The 16075-nt window shown below is 71.1% G+C and carries 11 protein-coding genes; 4 read left to right on the forward strand and 7 right to left on the reverse strand.

Annotated features, from left to right (window positions below):
• Positions 1-157: 157 nt before the first annotated feature.
• Complete coding sequence (locus CHC09_RS20275) at positions 158-1318, reverse strand: dipeptidase (RefSeq protein ID WP_089294723.1); 1161 nt, start codon at positions 1316-1318, stop codon at positions 158-160.
• Between the two features lie 718 nt (positions 1319-2036).
• Between CHC09_RS20275 and CHC09_RS20280 the strand changes: the two genes are divergently transcribed.
• Positions 2037-3083: a glycoside hydrolase family 26 protein gene (locus CHC09_RS20280; protein ID WP_089294724.1), complete on the forward strand. Its 1047-nt coding sequence runs from the start codon at positions 2037-2039 to the stop codon at positions 3081-3083.
• Positions 3084-3445: 362 nt separating this feature from the next.
• Here CHC09_RS20280 and CHC09_RS20285 read toward each other — a convergent pair whose 3' ends face one another.
• The 4 genes from CHC09_RS20285 to CHC09_RS20300 form a co-directional block, all read right to left on the reverse strand.
• On the reverse strand, positions 3446-6142 hold the full coding sequence (locus CHC09_RS20285) for a DUF6493 family protein (RefSeq protein WP_089294725.1): 2697 nt from the start codon (positions 6140-6142) through the stop codon (positions 3446-3448).
• On the reverse strand, positions 6139-7479 hold the full coding sequence (locus CHC09_RS20290) for an SWIM zinc finger family protein (protein ID WP_089294726.1): 1341 nt from the start codon (positions 7477-7479) through the stop codon (positions 6139-6141). The genes CHC09_RS20285 and CHC09_RS20290 overlap by 4 nt, the downstream gene beginning before the upstream one ends.
• 63 nt (positions 7480-7542) lie before the next feature.
• On the reverse strand, positions 7543-7929 hold the full coding sequence (locus tag CHC09_RS20295; RefSeq protein WP_089294727.1) for a hypothetical protein: 387 nt from the start codon (positions 7927-7929) through the stop codon (positions 7543-7545).
• 74 nt (positions 7930-8003) lie between these two features.
• Complete coding sequence (locus tag CHC09_RS20300; protein ID WP_089294728.1) at positions 8004-9920, reverse strand: glycosyltransferase family 39 protein; 1917 nt, start codon at positions 9918-9920, stop codon at positions 8004-8006.
• A gap of 136 nt (positions 9921-10056) precedes the next feature.
• Between CHC09_RS20300 and pgi the strand changes: the two genes are divergently transcribed.
• The 3 genes from pgi to CHC09_RS20315 all read left to right on the forward strand — a co-directional run bounded on the left by pgi (position 10057) and on the right by CHC09_RS20315 (position 14351).
• Positions 10057-11685, forward strand: a complete 1629-nt coding sequence (pgi, locus tag CHC09_RS20305; protein ID WP_089294729.1) for a glucose-6-phosphate isomerase — start codon at positions 10057-10059, stop codon at positions 11683-11685.
• A gap of 63 nt (positions 11686-11748) precedes the next feature.
• On the forward strand, positions 11749-12795 hold the full coding sequence (locus tag CHC09_RS20310) for a winged helix DNA-binding domain-containing protein (protein WP_089294942.1): 1047 nt from the start codon (positions 11749-11751) through the stop codon (positions 12793-12795).
• A 233-nt stretch (positions 12796-13028) separates the two neighbouring features.
• On the forward strand, positions 13029-14351 hold the full coding sequence (locus CHC09_RS20315; RefSeq protein WP_089294730.1) for a carbohydrate-binding protein: 1323 nt from the start codon (positions 13029-13031) through the stop codon (positions 14349-14351).
• A 51-nt stretch (positions 14352-14402) separates the two neighbouring features.
• On the opposite strand, the gene CHC09_RS20320 is transcribed toward CHC09_RS20315, so the two are convergent.
• On the reverse strand, positions 14403-15506 hold the full coding sequence (locus CHC09_RS20320; RefSeq protein ID WP_089294731.1) for an NADAR family protein: 1104 nt from the start codon (positions 15504-15506) through the stop codon (positions 14403-14405).
• A 49-nt stretch (positions 15507-15555) separates the two neighbouring features.
• A complete protein-coding gene (locus CHC09_RS20325) occupies positions 15556-15966 on the reverse strand; it encodes a VOC family protein (RefSeq protein ID WP_089294732.1) in 411 nt (136 codons plus the stop codon).
• Positions 15967-16075: the final 109 nt, after the last annotated feature.

Raw genomic sequence — 16075 nt, forward strand, 5'->3', positions numbered from 1 at the left:
GGTGGGCCGTTCGCCTGTCTTTCGGGCGGTCTCCGCTGGTCGTTGGGTGGGTCGATATCGGTCTATGGGCGGGTCATTGTCGGTCTCAGGGCGGGTCGTCGCTGGTCTCTCGGCGGCCGTTCGCCGGTCGTCGGGCCGGTCGTCCGCGGGCGGTTGTTCAGCGTGAGGGCCAGAGCGGGGAAGTGGCGCAGCGTTCCGCCTCACGCATGACCCGCAGTACGTTCCGGTGTGCGAGTTTGCGCAGGTCGGCGTCCGGCCAACTGCGGGCCCGCAACTCGGCGAAGAGGTTCGGGTAGCCGGCCACGTCGGCGAGGTCGACCGGGACGTCCGGCGTTCCGTCGAAGTCTCCGCCCAGCCCGATGTGGTCGATGCCGGCGACCGCGCGAGCGTGTTCGACGTGATCGGCTACGTCGGAGGCGGTCGCCTCCGGTCGCGGGTTCGCCGCCAGCCAAGGCTGGAATGCCGGTTCGGCCGCTGGAGCGGCGGGGTGCGCGGTCGGTGGTTCGAGCTCGCCGGCTCGCGGGCCGCGCGGCCAGTCCTCGTCGATCGGCGGCAGCCCGAGCCGTGCCCATTCGGCCTCCGCGGCCTGGTGCCAGTCCAGCACGGCCGAGGAGACGAAGTACGCGACGAACGGCACCTGCACCACGCCGCCGTTGGCAGGGAGCCGTTCCAGCACGTCGTCGGGCACGTTCCGGGGGTGGTCGGTGACCGCTCGAGCCCCGGAGTGGCTGAAGATCACGGGTGCGGTGGTTTCGTCGAGCGCGGCGCGCATGGTCTCCGGGGCGACGTGTGAGAGGTCGACGAGGACGCCGAGGCGCTGCATCTCCCGTACCAGCGCAAGTCCTTCGGCCGTCAGGCCGCCGACCGCGGGCGAGGCTGCGGCCGAGTCCGCCCAGGCCGTGTGGTGGTTATGGGTGAGGGTCACGTAACGGACGCCGAGGCGGGCGAAGGAGCGCAGCACGCCGGGTGAGCGTGCCAGGCAGTGCCCGCCCTCGATGCCGATCAGCGAGGCGATCCGACCGTCGGCGACGATCCGTTCCACGTCGTCGGCGGTGGTCGCGGCCTCCAGTGTGTCCGGGTACGCCGCGATCAGCCGGTACACGATATCGATCTGCTCCATGGTGTGCGTGACCGCCTCCGGCTCGGGCAGGTCGGACGGTACGTAGACGGACCAGAACTGGCCACCCACTCCGCCGGTGCGCAGTCGCGGCAGGTCGGTGTGCAGCTCAGGCCGCTCCCGGTCGAGCCCCGTGACGCGCGATCCGTGCGCCTCCCGCAGGCGCATCGCCAGGTCGTTGTGCCCGTCGAAGATCCACATAGCTTCTGGCTACCCGCACGGCGGTGTGGAAGCAAGTCAGACACCCGCTCGGCGGCGCGGAAGCGGGTCGGATGCCTGGGCGGTGGTGCGAGAACAGCCGGGCATCCGCGCGGCGGTGTGGAGCAAGCCAGACAGCCGCACCGCGGTGCGGAAGCGGGCCGGGATGCCTGGGCGGTGGTGTAGAAGCGGTCGGATATTCGCGCGGGGTCGGGGTGCGGGTCGGGCGTCCGCGTGGTGGTGCGGAGGCGGGCCGGGATGCCGGGGGGGTGGTGCAGGAGCGGTCGGGCATTCGCGCGGGGTCGGGGTGCGGGTCGGGCGTCCGCGTGGTGGTGCGGAGGCGGGCCGGGATGCCTGGGTGGTGGTGCAGGAGCGGTCGGATATTCGCGCGGGGTCGGGGTGCGGGTCGGGCGTCCGCGTGGTGGTGCGGAAGCGGGCCGGATGCCTGCGTGGTGATGCGGAAGCAATCGCGCTGAAACGAGGCGGATGAACCGCCCATATCTGGGTGTCGCAGGGCGGAATCCGGGTTGTTTGAGCTGGCCGTAGGCCCGCAACTCGCCCGCACCGGCACGGGCACTTGTCGCGCACCGAACCTCCCGGAATCTCTTTCACATGCCCGGCGGGCCACGACCGCCGCCGGACATCTGCCCGGCGGCCGACAGTCGCTGGACCGCCCGGTGGTCACGGCCGCCGGACTGATCTTGGGGGAGATCAAGAACTGATGCGTTCGACGCTGCGCAAGACCGTACTGACGCTGACCGCTGTCGCCGTCGGAATCGGCGCCGGGACGGTGGCCACGCCGGCACAGGCCGCTACGCAGAAGGCCGACGCGGGATGCGTGACCGGCAAGAAGCTGTTGCCGAGCTGTGGCGTGCTCTGGGGCGGCGCCGCCGGTGGCTTCACCGGCAAGCCCCGCGACCTCGAGCACCGCAACTGGGAGAAGCTCAGTGGCCGCACCGCCACCATCTTCCACACCTACCACAAGGGGAACGAGCCGTTCCCGACCAAGGCCGAGATCGCGATGACCAACGAGTCGGCGAACCCGCGGGTGCTGCTGACGAACTGGAAGGTCGAATACGGCACCACCTGGGCCGCCGTTGCCCGGGGCGAGCAGGACAAGCGGATCGACGCGTTCGCGGCGCGGGCCAAGGCGTACGGGAAGGACTTCTTCCTGGCGCTGAACCACGAGCCGGAGAACGACGTGAAGCCGCGGGCCGGCTCCGGCATGGAGGCCAAGGATTACGCGGCGATGTACCGGCACACCATCCAGCGCCTGCGTGCCAAGGGCGCGACCAACGTGATCAATGTGGTCGCCCTGATGGGGAACGAGAAGTGGATGGCGCAGTCCTGGTGGAAGGACCTCTACCCGGGCGATGACGTCGTCGACTGGATCGGTCTCGACTCGTACTCGTCGGTGGAGAAGGGTTACCACTACGGCGACTTCGCGACGCTGCTCGACCGTAAGGCCAAGGGCAAGAACGCCCTGGGCTTCTACGACTGGGCCGTGACCAAGCACGCCGGCAAGCCGCTCATGATCGCCGAGTGGGGCGCTTACCACCAGGTCGGCCGCAAGACCGACAAGTCGGCCGTCTACAACGACGTCGTCGCCCAGCTGAAGAAGCGTCCCGAGATCAAGGCGATCGTGCACTTCGACACGAAGAAGGACGACCAGGGCAACCGCGACATCAGCATCAACAGCTCCGCGAAGTCGCTCGCGTCCTTCCGCAAGCTGGCCGCTAACCCGATCTTCAACGTGAAGCTCGGCTGATCTTCACTCCCCCCTGAAAGCGCCGTCCGGGTCCCCCAGCCCGGGCGGCGCTTTCGCATCCCCGCGCGAGGCCGCTGACCTGACCCTGGTGACCAGCCGGGTTCCGGGCGCGGACAGCGTCGGACAGGCCGGCTGGTTCCAGCGGGCGGAGGCCAGGTCCCGGCAGACCCGGGTGAACGGACAGCGGCGGACAGGCCGGCTGGTTCCAGCGGGCGGAGGCCAGGTCCCGGTAGACCGGGGTGAACGGTCAGGGCCGGTAGACCGGGGTGAACGGTCAAGGCCGGTAGACCCGGCGAACGGTCAGGGGCCAGAAGGCCCGAACAGGCCGCCAAGGTCATGAGGCCGAGCAAACCCCTGGGCGGTCACGGGGTCAGGACGGATCTCAGGCGTTTGGCCTCCTTGATCAGGCGGGTGGAGCCGGAACGGGAAGCGGCCTCCTCGAGCCCATCGACCTCCGTACGAGCCTGGACCACCCCAGCAACCTGAGTGGCCAGCTCCAGCAGATCGGGAAGCCCCCGCGGCTCAGCGTGCAGCAGCGCCGGCAGCGCGACGGCCAGAACCTCCCAGACCGCGACCGACGCACCGGCCCGGTGCGCGTCGGCCAGCGCCGGGACCACTCGGGACAGCTTCACCGCCCCGTCGGCGCAGAGATCGGCCAGGGCCGCGCCGACCGCCGGAGCGAACGGCTCCGGCCGGGACGCCAGGGTGAGGAACGCGTCGACGGCGGCGACCCGGCTCTCCTGGTGACGGGCGCCCAGGGTGTACGCCACCCCGTGCGCCAGCGCCGGCCCGACCGGCCCGGAACCCTCGGCGAGCAGCGGCAACATCGCAGAACCCGCGCGCTGGTCCTGGTCGGCGGTGGCCGCCAGCTCGGACAGCGCCCAGGCCGCGACCGCCTCGCGATGGTGCGGCAGAACCATGGTGAGCACGTCACCGCACCAGCGGAAGTCATCCGGCCACAACCGCGGGGACGACTCCGGGTCGATGGTGAGCAGCTGACGTTCCAGCCGCAGCCCGCCGTCACGGGCCGGCCGCAGCGCTGCCACCACCCGTCGGGCGACGGGCGCGCGGGGCCGGTCCGCGGCCGTCGGACGCTGCTCGAACCGGGTGCTGACCGGGTCGGGCAGGCCCCCGCCGGTGAGCCAGGCGGCGAACTGCCGACCGGCCGGGGAGGTCAGCTCCGCGGCCCGGGCGACGACGGCCGGATCGGTCTGCCGGGGCAGCCGCAGCAGCGCCTGCTCGAAGTCGACCGGCCACGGCTGCCAGCCCTCGGCCTCCGCCCGGCGCAGCCGTTCCAGCAGCACCGCCGCGTGCAGACTGCCGGTCACGTGCGTCGGCGTCGCCATGATCGTCGGAATCATCGTGCTACCGAGCTGGAGCGCCGCCTCGGCGATCCGCAGCGTGAGGACACCGTCGGGGGTGGCGGCCAGCATCGACTCCTCGCCGCCGCGGCGGCCGGTCTGCCAGGCGGTGCGTACCGCGTCGACCACCCAGCGCCGCAGGATTCGCCCGGCCGGGTCGATCGTGGAGCGGATCGCCGTGCCCAGGTGCAACAGCGGGGTGCCGCGATTCCAGGCGTTCTCGGTGAAGTCGCCGGGATAGCGGTCGAGCACTGGTTGCAACGAGCCTGCCAGCCCGGCCGGGCCGAGGGCCGCGTAGAGCGAGACCAGCCCGGCCAGCACCCGCTCCCAGCGGATCGCGGTCTCCTCGTGGCGCAGCGCGACCAGTTCCTCGGCCAGTTCGGCGGCGGTCGTGAGCGGCGGCGGCATCTCGGCCGGTGGGGCGGCCGGTGGCATCGGGGCAAGCTCGGTGGGACCGGCCGAGGCGACCGTGCCGAACAGCCCGGCGGCCCGGTCGGGCAGGTCGCCGGCGAGGACGGTGGCCGCGTCGGCGAGCCGGGTCACGGTGCCGGGGTCGAGGCGGCCGACCTGCCTGCCGATCAGGGTCAGCGCGCGCTCCTGCACGTCCAGCGCGGGATGACCGAACGCGGCGGCGACCGTCTCGAGGATCTCGCCGGCCCGGGCGGGCTCCCGGCGAGACACCTTCTCCAGCCAGGTCAGCTGGGCTTTGACGAGACTCTTCTCCTTACGGACCAGGGTCGGGCCGCCGGCGTCGAGCAGGGTCTCCAGCTCCAGGCGGCCGGCGTCGTCGACCTCGCGCAGCGCCTTCTGCGCGAGCGTGGCCACCGCTCCGGGCGCCCCGGGCAGCAGGCGCGCGTAGTCGAGGGCGTGGCTGGACAGCTCGTCCAGGGTCGGTTTCAGCGCCTCGTGCAGCGCGGTGAACGGGCGCAGGTCCTGCGGCTTGCCGCCGCGGGCCAGGCGATCGACGGTCAGGTCCAGGATGGTCTTGCGTTCCAGGACGCCCTCGGCCACCAGCTCCGCGATGAGGGCCGGGATGCGGGAGCTGGTCTCCCACGCCTTGGTCTCGTCGTCCCAGTAGCCGCGGGCCAGGTCGGCGCCGAGCCCGTCGAACTCGAAGAGTCCGGGCAGCAGCAACGCCAGATGCGGGTCGGTGCGCAGCCGGATGCCGAGCGGGGCCAGAGTGTGCCGGCGCCGCCGGTCCCAGGGCGGGCTGAGCAGGTCCGCCAGCCAGGCACGGACCACGTTCTCGGTCACCGGGGGCTCGGTTTCGCCGGCGTGGAGCAGCGCGGAGATGACCGGCCACAGGTTGCCGCCGGCGCGGGCCGAGAGCCGCTCGGCGAGACGCCGGCCCAGCTCGCCCTGCCATGACGGCTGCCGGAAGCGGGCGACCTCGAGGACCCGGGCCGGCCCGACCTGCGACCAGGACTGCATGTTGGCGCGGTTGAGCAGGGCGGCCGCCTGGGCGGCGGTCGGCATGCACCCGATCACGGCCAGGGCGTAACCCGGGATCGGGTTGGCGGACCCGGACCGGCCGGAGCCGCCCCACCAGGCGTCCCGGGAGGTTCCCTTGATGCCGGCCTCGACCTCCTTGGCGGCCGCGAGGCGCTCCGGCTCGCCCACGAAGGAGAGCAGCAGGACGACGCTGCCCACATCGCCGCGTCCGGCCCGCTGCTGCAGGGCCTCCCAGGTCAGCTTCATGCCGCGGCCTCGGCCTTCGCGATCGTCTCGGCGGTCTCGCCGGCGGCGGCCATCCGGACCGCGAGGACGTGCTTGCACGGGCCGCGCCCGCCCCGGTACTTCGCCCACCATGGGCAGGTGCAGGACTGCGACTCGTTCCGCACGTGGTAGGTCTCGGCGCCGCTGACCACCAGGGACACCTCGTCGCAGAGGGTCACCCCACCGGCTGTGATCAGCGCGCGGGCACCGGCCAGGCGGGGGTTCATCCGCTCCACGGCCTCGGCGGCGTACGGCAGGGTGCGGTGGAAGTAGCCCGCCTCGGCCACGTCGTAACCCACCCGGCCGGCCGTGCCGAGCTGGGTCAGCGCGTCGCGGACCCGGGCCGCCTCCAGCCCGGAGGCGGTGGCCAGCTCGTCCACGTCGATCGTCGGGTCCCAGGAAAGCAGCGCGCTGATCAGGTCGGCGTCGTCGGCCACCTCGTCGGTGGCGAGCGACTCGAGCACCGCGCCCTCGCCGGAGAACCCGCGGTGCGGCTCCGGGGACAGGGTCACCGACAGCCGCAGGCCCGGCATGCTCAGCTCCCATGTGCTGGCCACCGGCTGGCTGCCCGCCGCGACGGCCGGACCGTAGACGCGCAGCGCGGTGGCGTACCGCAGGAAGGGTTTGAGGGCCGCCAGCCGCCCGGCGCCGGGCAGGCAGACCGCGCCCGGAGCGGGCCGGGAGGTGAAGCGGAGCGAACGGCCGGCCGGGACCGCCCAGAGCACCGACCTGTCGCCGGCCGGGAGCCGGTTGAACAGCGCCCGCGCCTCGGCGACACCGATCTCGGCGCGTGGGTCGAACCGGGCGGTCAGCACCTGTGCCTCGGCGAAGCCGCGCAGCCAGCGGGACGGCAGCGGCACCTTCCGCTCGACCAGCGGACCGTCGAAGGTGGTCACGGTCAGGTCGTCCGGGCCGACTGCGACGTGCATCGGGTCGGAGCGGCCGACCCGGGTGAGGGCCCGCTGCAGCGGCAGGTTGACATCCACATTGGTGGTGCCGTGCGCGAGGATCTCGCCGTCCAGCCCGCCGGGGAGCACGTCCATCCGCGCGTAGACGCCGCAGCAGCCGGAGAACGACTCGAACCGCAGCCGGTCGGAGCCGGCGGTCACCACCGGGTCGAGGCTGGCCGGGGGCAGGGGCCGGAAATACCGGGTGCGGGCCACCTCGGCCACGGCCAGCAGGCCGGTCGCCGCGGCACCGGGCGAGGTGAGGAAGCCGGTGAAGAAACGGGGGTGCGCAGCCGCACCGCCGGAGGTCTGCAAGGTCAGGCCGTCGTCCAGAGTCGACGAACCGAGGTAGGAGTAAGCCGCGGTAACCATGCGCGAGAACCTAGAACGTGGGTACGACAATTTCGCGCGCCGCGGTGACCGCGAATTGCGTGACTACCGGCGCCGCCCTTGGCGATAGCGTCCGATCCCGTCCCGCAGCAGGGCCGCGATGATCGAGACGACCATGACCACCACGAGGTGGACAGCCATCCCGGCGGCGGAGTCGGCGCCGAACAGATCGTCCCCGCCGACCTCGATCAAGGTGAGGCAGGGGATCGCGAGCACGGTTGCCCCGACGAGGAGGGCGAGTCGACGTCCTGTCGTCGGCCGATCTCCCGGCGCGGCCGGCGGCTCGACGCCGATCGCGGCGAGCATCCGCTGGTGTCCCTCCGTGCTTCCGATCCCGGCCCGCTCGCGGGGATGGGCGGCGTAGTACCGGATCGCGGCGGCGACGATCTCGTGGCGCAGGCCGTCGCCGGTCACGGCGTCCTTGCCGAGCACCCACCCGGTGGTCCGCAGCAGAGAGTGAGCCCCGCGGCTTTCCGGCCGCGGGGCCCATGTTCCCGGACGATCGTCTACCTGGTGGTGGTCAGGTCGTAGATCGTGGTGCCGCCCACGGTGGTGGCCGTGAAGTTCGCGGAGACCCAGGTGGCGATCTCGGAGGACTGTGTGGTGCCGCCGCCCATCCGGCCGCCGCCCATCCCGCCGCCCGAGATGTAGTAGTGGATCTGGCCGGCCGCGACGTGGGCCTGGAATTCGGCCAGGGTGGGGGAGGGGTCGCTGCCGTTCCAGCCGCCCAGCGCGATGACCGAGGTGCCCGAGGCGAGCTCCAGGTCGGCCGCCGAGGTGGCGCCGCTGACCGCGGCGGACCACTTGGTCGTGCCGGCCTTGAGCAGGGCGGTCAGCTCGCTGTTGCCGCCACCCCCGCGGCCCATCCGGGCGCCGTCGCCGCTTGTCTGGGCGCCGCCGCCGGACGGCGGGACGTTTCCGCCGGGGCGGGAGTCATTGTTCGTACGAGGGAGATCGCCGCCGCCCGGACCACCACCCATCCCGGACGTTCCCGACGGCCCGGAGCTCGGAATGGAGCCCGTATGGGCGACCGTGACCGTGGCGGCCGCGTAAGCCGCGCTGCCCAGCCCGGTCGAGAGCAGCCCCGCGACGATCCCGGCGACGGCCAGCCGCCGAAGCCGCGCCACGGGCGCCAGGAGCGCGAGCGCCGCGATGATTCCGGCCGCGAGCGCGGCCCACCGGATCGCCGGCATCCATTCGGTACGCCCGAGCAGCACGAACCCCCACCCGGCCGTCGCGAGGACCATGGCGGCGAGCACCGTCCGCCCCCACGACCGCTCCCGGTACAGCCAGAGCACCCGGGCCCCGATCCCGACCAGCGCCGCAATCGACGGGGCGAGAGCGATCGTGTAGTACGGGTGGATCGTCCCGCTCATGTACGAGAACGTCACCCCGGTGACCAGCAGCCAGCCGCCCCAGAGCAGCATCGCCGCCCGCGCCCGGTCGGTCCGCGGCGCCGCCCAGGTCACCGCGAGCACCGCCACGAGCGCGATCAGCGCCGCCGGCAGCAGCCAGGAGATCTCGGTCCCCATCGACTCGCCGAACAGCCGGCCGATGCCGGTGGCTCCGCCGAAGCCGGTGTTCTGCCCGCCGCCGCCTCCACCGCCGCCGTTGCCCGAGCCGCCCAGGATCCGGCCCAGGCCGTTGTAGCCGAGCGCGAGCTCCCACAGCGTGTTGTTCGTCGATCCGGCGATGTACGGCCGGGACGACGCCGGCCAGAGCGAGACCAGGGCCACGTACCAGCCGGCCGAGGCGACCAGGGCCAGGCCCGCGAGCAGCAGGTGCCGGATCCGCCGGCCGAGCGTGGTCGGCGCGGCGACCAGGTAGACCAGGGCGAACGCGGGAAGCACCAGGAACGCCTGCATCATCTTGGTGAGGAAGCCGAAGCCGAGCAGCACGCCCGTCCAGGCCAGCCACTTCGCGCCCGCCGTCTCGGTGGCGCGGACCGTGGTGTACGCCGCCGCGGTCATCAGCAGCACCAGCAGCGCGTCCGGGTTGTCGTAGCGGAACATCAGGACGGCGACCGGGGTGACCGCCAGCGCCGCCCCGGCCAGCAGCCCGGCGCCGTGCCCGAACCAGCGCCGTACCGTCAGGTAGAGCAGGAACACGCTGGCCACGCCCATCAGCGCCTGCGGCGCCAGGATCGCCCAGCTGTTCACCCCGAAGATCCGGGCGGAGAGGCCCATCACCCACATCGCGGCCGGCGGCTTGTCCACGGTGATCGCGTTGCCGGCGTCCAGCGAGCCGAACAGCCACGCCTTCCAGCTCTGCGCGCCGGCCTGCGCCGCCGCCGCGTAGAAGCTGTTCCCCCAGCCGGAGGCGCTGAGGTTCCACAGGTACAGGAAGGCGGTTGCGATCAGTAATGCCGCTGTAGTGGCACGTTCCGGGACGCTTCGGGTCCGGTGGTGGGCGGTCGTCGTCATGGGGACTAACCTCGCGGTTGGTGCTAGGACGGCTCTGTGATCAGTCTGTGAGCCGTCTATGACCCACTTCGCCGCGTCTGGCAGTGGTTCATGCCACGATGGGCGAAGTGTGCGATTGTCCAGGTCCGGAGGAGATATGAGCGAACACGTTTCCGGCAGCGCCGAGTGGCAGGCTCTTCAGGGCCACGCGGAGAAGTTCTCGGCGGTCCACCTGCGTGACCTGTTCGACAGCGAACCGCGGCGCGGCGAGCGCTACGCCGCCGAGGTCGCCGATCTGTACGTCGACTACAGCAAGAACCTGATCACCGACGAGGTGCTGGAAGCCCTGTTCGCGCTGGCCGGCCGCGCGAAGCTGACCGAGCGGATCACCGCGATGTTCGCCGGCGAGCACATCAACGTCACCGAGGACCGCGCCGTGCTGCACACCGCGCTGCGCCTGCCGCGGGACGCCTCGCTCGTCGTCGACGGGCAGGACGTGGTGGCCGACGTGCACGAGGTGCTCGACCGGATGGGAGCGTTCGCCGACAAGGTGCGCTCCGGGCAGTGGACCGGGCACACCGGGCAGCGGATCAAGACGATCGTGAACATCGGGATCGGCGGCTCCGACCTCGGCCCGGTGATGGCGTACGAGGCGCTGAAGGACTACTCGCAGCGCGACCTCGAGTGCCGGTTCGTGTCGAACATCGACCCGACGGATCTCTACGAGAAGACCCGGGACCTGGACCCGGCGTCGACGCTGTTCATCATCGTCTCCAAGACGTTCACCACGCAGGAGACGCTGACCAACGCCACCGAGGCGCGCAAGTGGCTGCTGGCCGCCCTCAAGGACGACGCGGCCGTCGCCAAGCACTTCGTCGCCGTCAGCACCAACGCGGAGAAGGTCGCCGCCTTCGGGATCGACACCGCCAACATGTTCGGCTTCTGGGACTGGGTGGGCGGCCGCTACTCGCTGCCCTCGGCGGTCGGCCTCTCGGTGCTGATCGCGATCGGCAAGGAGCGCTTCGCCGAGTTGCTCGCCGGCTACCACGCCGTCGACGAGCACTTCCGGACCACCCCGGTCGAGCGGAACGTTCCGGCGCTGCTCGGCCTGATCAACGTCTGGTACGACACGTTCCTCGGCGCGCAGTCGCACGCGGTCCTGCCGTACGCGCAGTACCTGCACCGCTTCGCCGCCTACCTGCAGCAGCTGACCATGGAGAGCAACGGCAAGTCGGTGCGCCTGGACGGCGAGCCGGCGACCTACCAGACCGGTGAGGTCTTCTGGGGCGAGCCCGGCACCAACGGCCAGCACGCCTTCTACCAGCTGATCCACCAGGGCACCAAGCTGATCCCGGCGGACTTCATCGGCTTCAGCCGGCCGAACCACGACATCGGCGAGATGCACGACCTGTTCATGTCGAACTTCCTGGCCCAGACCGGCGCGCTGGCCTTCGGCCGCACCCTCGAGGAGGTCCGGGCCGAGGGCACGAAGCCGTCGGTCGCGCCGCACCGGGTGATGCAGGGCAACCACCCGACGACGACGATCCTCGCCGACAAGCTGACCCCGGCGACCTTCGGCCAACTCGTCGCGCTCTACGAGCACATCACGTTCACCCAGGGCGTGATCTGGGAGATCAACTCGTTCGACCAGTGGGGTGTCGAGCTGGGCAAGGTGATGGCGAACCAGCTGGCACCGAAGCTGACCTCCGCCTCCGCGCCGGCCGACGACGCGGACTCGTCCACGAACACGCTGATCAAGAGGTACCGGGCCGCGCGCGGCCGCTGATTTCTGTCAGACCCTGCTTCTAGGCTCAGTGCCGTGGATCTGAACACGGCACTGAGCCTTCGCATGAACAGCCTTCTTCTGGGCGGGCACCGCTATCAGACGGTCCTCGGGGTCACCGAGTGGTTCGGGGCGATGCAGGCGCAGGATCTCAACAGCGTGCTCTGGTCGCTCGGCACGCGCCTGCCCGGCCGCCCGCTGCCGGCGATCATCGCCGAGACCGAGCAGCGTCACGTGGTGCGCACCTGGCCGATGCGGGGCACCGTCCACCTGATCCCCTCGGCCGACGCGCACTGGATGCTCGAGCTCACCGGCGTGCGCGCGCTTGCCGGCGCGGCGAAACGCCGCGAGTTCCTGGGCCTCTCCGAGGCGGACGCGGACAAGGCCGCGGAGATCCTCGGCGCCGCGCTGGCGGGCGGCGGCCGGTTGACGCGATCGGCCTGCGTGGCCGCGATCAACGAGGGCGGCGTCGCGGTCGCCGGCCAGCTGGGTTACCACCTGCTCTGGTACGCGAGCCAGCGCGGCGTGACGGCGATCGCCCCGAACGAGGGCTCGGAGCAGACGTTCGTGCTGCTCGACGAGTGGGCGCCGGCGCGGAACAGTCCGTCCCGTGAGGAGGCCCTGGGGATCCTCGCCCACCGCTATTTCCGCAGCCACGGGCCCACCACGGCCAAGGACTTCGCCGGCTGGACCATGCTCCCGATGAAGGACGCCCGGGCCGGGATCGCCGCCGCCGGCCTGACCCCGGTCGACGTCGAGGGCACCGAGATGTGGGCCGAGCCGGCGGTCCTGGAGGCCGGGCCGGTGCGCGGCTGGCACGCGCTGCCGGGCTTCGACGAGTACCTGCTGGGCTACAAGGACCGGTCCATGATGGCCACCCCGGAGATGTTGAAGCGCATCATCCCGGGCGGCAACGGCGTCTTCCAGTCGACCCTGGTGCGCGACGGGAAGGTGATGGCCGTCTGGAAACGGACGCTGGGGAAGAAGGCCGTGTCGATCGCCGTGTCGCCGCTGGTGGAGTTCACGGCGGAGGACTGGGCGGCGGCCGAGGAGGCGTTGCAGCCGTACGGGGCTTTCGTCGGCCTGCCGGTCACCGTCAAGAAACTCGAATGACCCGCCGGGCCTCGGAGGCGCGGCAGTGGTCCGGTGTGGAGCGAGTTTCGCGCGAGACCGGCACGGCCGCTTGGCGTAAAGCCTGCCCACGGGGCTCCATCGGTCGTACAGGGAATCGGAGATCTTGAACTTGCCGCCGTTTGCTCGAACTGACTGTTAAGAACCCTTGATATTTGTGAACGTGAAAGCCACGATGTGGTGGCACACGTCACGTTCGCTGTCGAGGAGTTGCCATGGGTGTTCGACGCCAGGTGTTAGCGCTGGTCACCGGGGTGGGGGTGGCTCTCGGATCGGTCGTGGCGTTCTCGTCGACAGGCCAGGCCGCCGTCGCCTGCTCCTCGGTCGTCTGGGCGGAGGGCAACACCTACACCGCGGGCCAGCAGGTGACCTACCAGTCCAAGCTGTACAAGGCGCTGGTCACCCACACGGCGTATGTCGGGGCCGGCTGGAACCCGGCCGCCACCCCGTCACTCTGGACCGACCTCGGCGCGTGCACCGGCGGCAGCACCCCGACGCCGACCCCCACCTCCACCACCGCGTCCCCGACCCCCACGCCGACGGTCTCGCCGACGTCCTCGCCCACGCCCACGCCCACCTCGACCGGGGGCTGCGGGACCAAGGGCCGCCCGGCCGGCAAGGTCCTGCAGGGCTACTGGGAGAACTGGGACGGCGCCTCCAACGGCGTGCACCCCGGCCTCGGCTGGATCCCGGTCAACGACACCCGGATCACCCAGCACGGCTACAACGTGCTGATGGCCGCGTTCCCGGTGATCCGTTCCGACGGCACGGTGCTGTGGGAGAACGGCATGGACGCCGGCGTGAAGGTGCCCACCGCCGCGGAGATCTGCGCGGCCAAGGCGCAGGGCGCCACGGTCCTGATGTCGATCGGTGGCGCGGCCGCCGGCATCGACCTGAGCTCCAGCGCCGTCGCCGACAGGTTCGTGTCGACGATCGTGCCGATCCTGAAGGCGAACAACTTCGACGGCATCGACATCGACATCGAGACCGGGCTCTCCGGCAGCGGCAGCATCGGCACGCTCTCCGCCTCGCAGGCCAACCTGATCCGGATCATCGACGGGGTGCTCGCCGCGATGCCGGCCAACTTCGGGCTGACCATGGCGCCGGAGACGGCGTACGTGACCGGTGGCAGCGTGACCTACGGGTCGATCTGGGGCTCGTACCTGCCGATCATCAAGAAGTATCTGGACAACGGCCGCTTGTGGTGGCTGAACATGCAGTACTACAACGGCTCGATGTACGGCTGCTCCGGTGACTCGTACTCGGCCGGCACGGTGCAGGGTTTCACCGTGCAGACCCAGTGCCTCAACAACGGCCTGACCATCCAGGGCACCACCATCCGGATCCCGTACGACAAGCAGGTCCCGGGTCTGCCCGCGCAGTCCGGCGCGGGTGGCGGCTACATGACTCCGGCGTTGGTCTCCCAGGCGTACAACAGCGTTCCCGGGATCAAGGGTCTGATGACCTGGTCGATCAACTGGGACGGCTCGAAGGGCTGGACCTTCGGTGACAACGTGAAGGCCCTCCAGGGCCGCTGACCGAGCGGCTCGAATCACCGGCCCGGATCTCTCCGGGCCGGTGATTCTCGTTCACCGCCCAGCGAGCTCCGAACGCACCAGCTCCAGCAGTCGCCCCAGCCAGTTGGTGCCGCGCGAACTCCAGTACCGCGGGCCCCCGTCGGTGTAGATCAGCCGGGCGTCGCCGGTCTCTTGCAACCGCCGTGCCATCGCCGGATGCCGGTCGAACTTGTCCCGCAGGAGCGCGGCCATCACCCCGAGCCGGACCGCCGGCCAGTTGTCGCGCCGGGGCGCCTTCTCGGCGGTGACCCGGGCGTCGAAGCCGCGCACAGCGGCGGCGATCCGGTCGCGCCAGTCCGCGTCGTCAGTGGACAGCGCCCAGTAGGCATGCATGACGGTGGGGTACTCCCGCCCGCCGTGCACGACCGGCGCCGGATAGTCGATCTGCAGCACCTCCAGACCCGGCGGGTCCGGCCAGCCCTGCGGGTAGACGTGCCCGCCCACCTGAAGCGGAACCGCGATCGCCGTCTCCGGCCCGTCCGCCGTGTCCCGCTCCCGCGACTCGGCGACACCGCGCTCGCGCCGGCGGAAGTACTCCAGCGCCTGCTCCCGCGCCCTGGGCGTCACGGTGAGCGTGCGATCCGGGCGCCGGGCCGGGATCGTCTCACCCGGCTCGGCGAGCAGGATCCGCACGGGTACGTCATTCCGGTCCATGTCGCCGAGCATGTAGATCCGCTGGTGCTCGGGCACCGCGTGGTACCGCTCGCGGACGATCTCCAGGTTGCTGCGGCTCGGCTCGGCGGCGTACGCGATCAGCGCGTCCCGGCAGCGCCCGGAGGAGTCCGGTCGATCATTGAGCCGGTCCACCTCGTCGGCGAGGTCGGCGATCACCTGTTCGGGTGCCAGCCAGGACTCCAGCGACGCCGGGCCGGCTGCGGTGCCGGAGACGATGATCTCCGAGTCCTCGGGAGGCGCCAGGGTCAGGGTGCCGTCGTCGAACGCGGCACGGAGGCCGTCGAAGTCGGACGACGTCCACTGCCAGATGACGACACCGTCGGCGTAGACGCGGAGGGTGGTCAGAACATGGTGGTCCCGTTCGCGGACGAAGATCAGGCGTTGCTGCCCCCGCACGACATCGTCATCGACGGTGCGCCAGGTCGCAGTGGTGTCCGGCATACGGCGAGCCTATCGATCTCCGCCGATCAGTCGGGCCCAGCGGTCGAACCTAGTCGCTCTTGGACCAGGTGGGGCCCTGCTCGGTCCAGGTGACACCCTTGTTGCGGCAGAGACAGAAGGGGTGACCGACGGGGTCGGTGTAGACCCGCCAGCCGAACCCGTCGGGGCCGATGGAGTCCTGTCGCAGAGTCGCGCCGAGGGCCAGGACGCGGTTCTGCTCAGCTTCGATGTCGTCCACCTCGAAGTCGAGATGGAACTGCTTGGGGTGCTCCCGGTCGGGCCACTGCGGGGCGCGGTAGTCATCCACCCTGATGAAGGCCAGCTCGATCTCGCTGAACCGGATGCCGGCCCAGTTCTCGTCGCTGCCCGCCTTGACCTGGCGACCTGTCACCTCGGCGTAGAAGGCCGCCAGCTTCATCGTGTCCGGGCAGTCGATGATGAAATCGGTGAGTCGCAGCATCAGCCGATCTTGCCACAGGACTGCCGAGTCGGGCTGAGGGAGAACTCCAGCGGCGGCCTGGTGGCTGTTGACATGCGGGAAAGGGCTTTCTAGCGTCGGGATTCCATCG

Source organism: Actinoplanes regularis (assembly GCF_900188005.1).
GTDB classification, from domain to species: Bacteria; Actinomycetota; Actinomycetes; order Mycobacteriales; family Micromonosporaceae; genus Actinoplanes; species Actinoplanes regularis.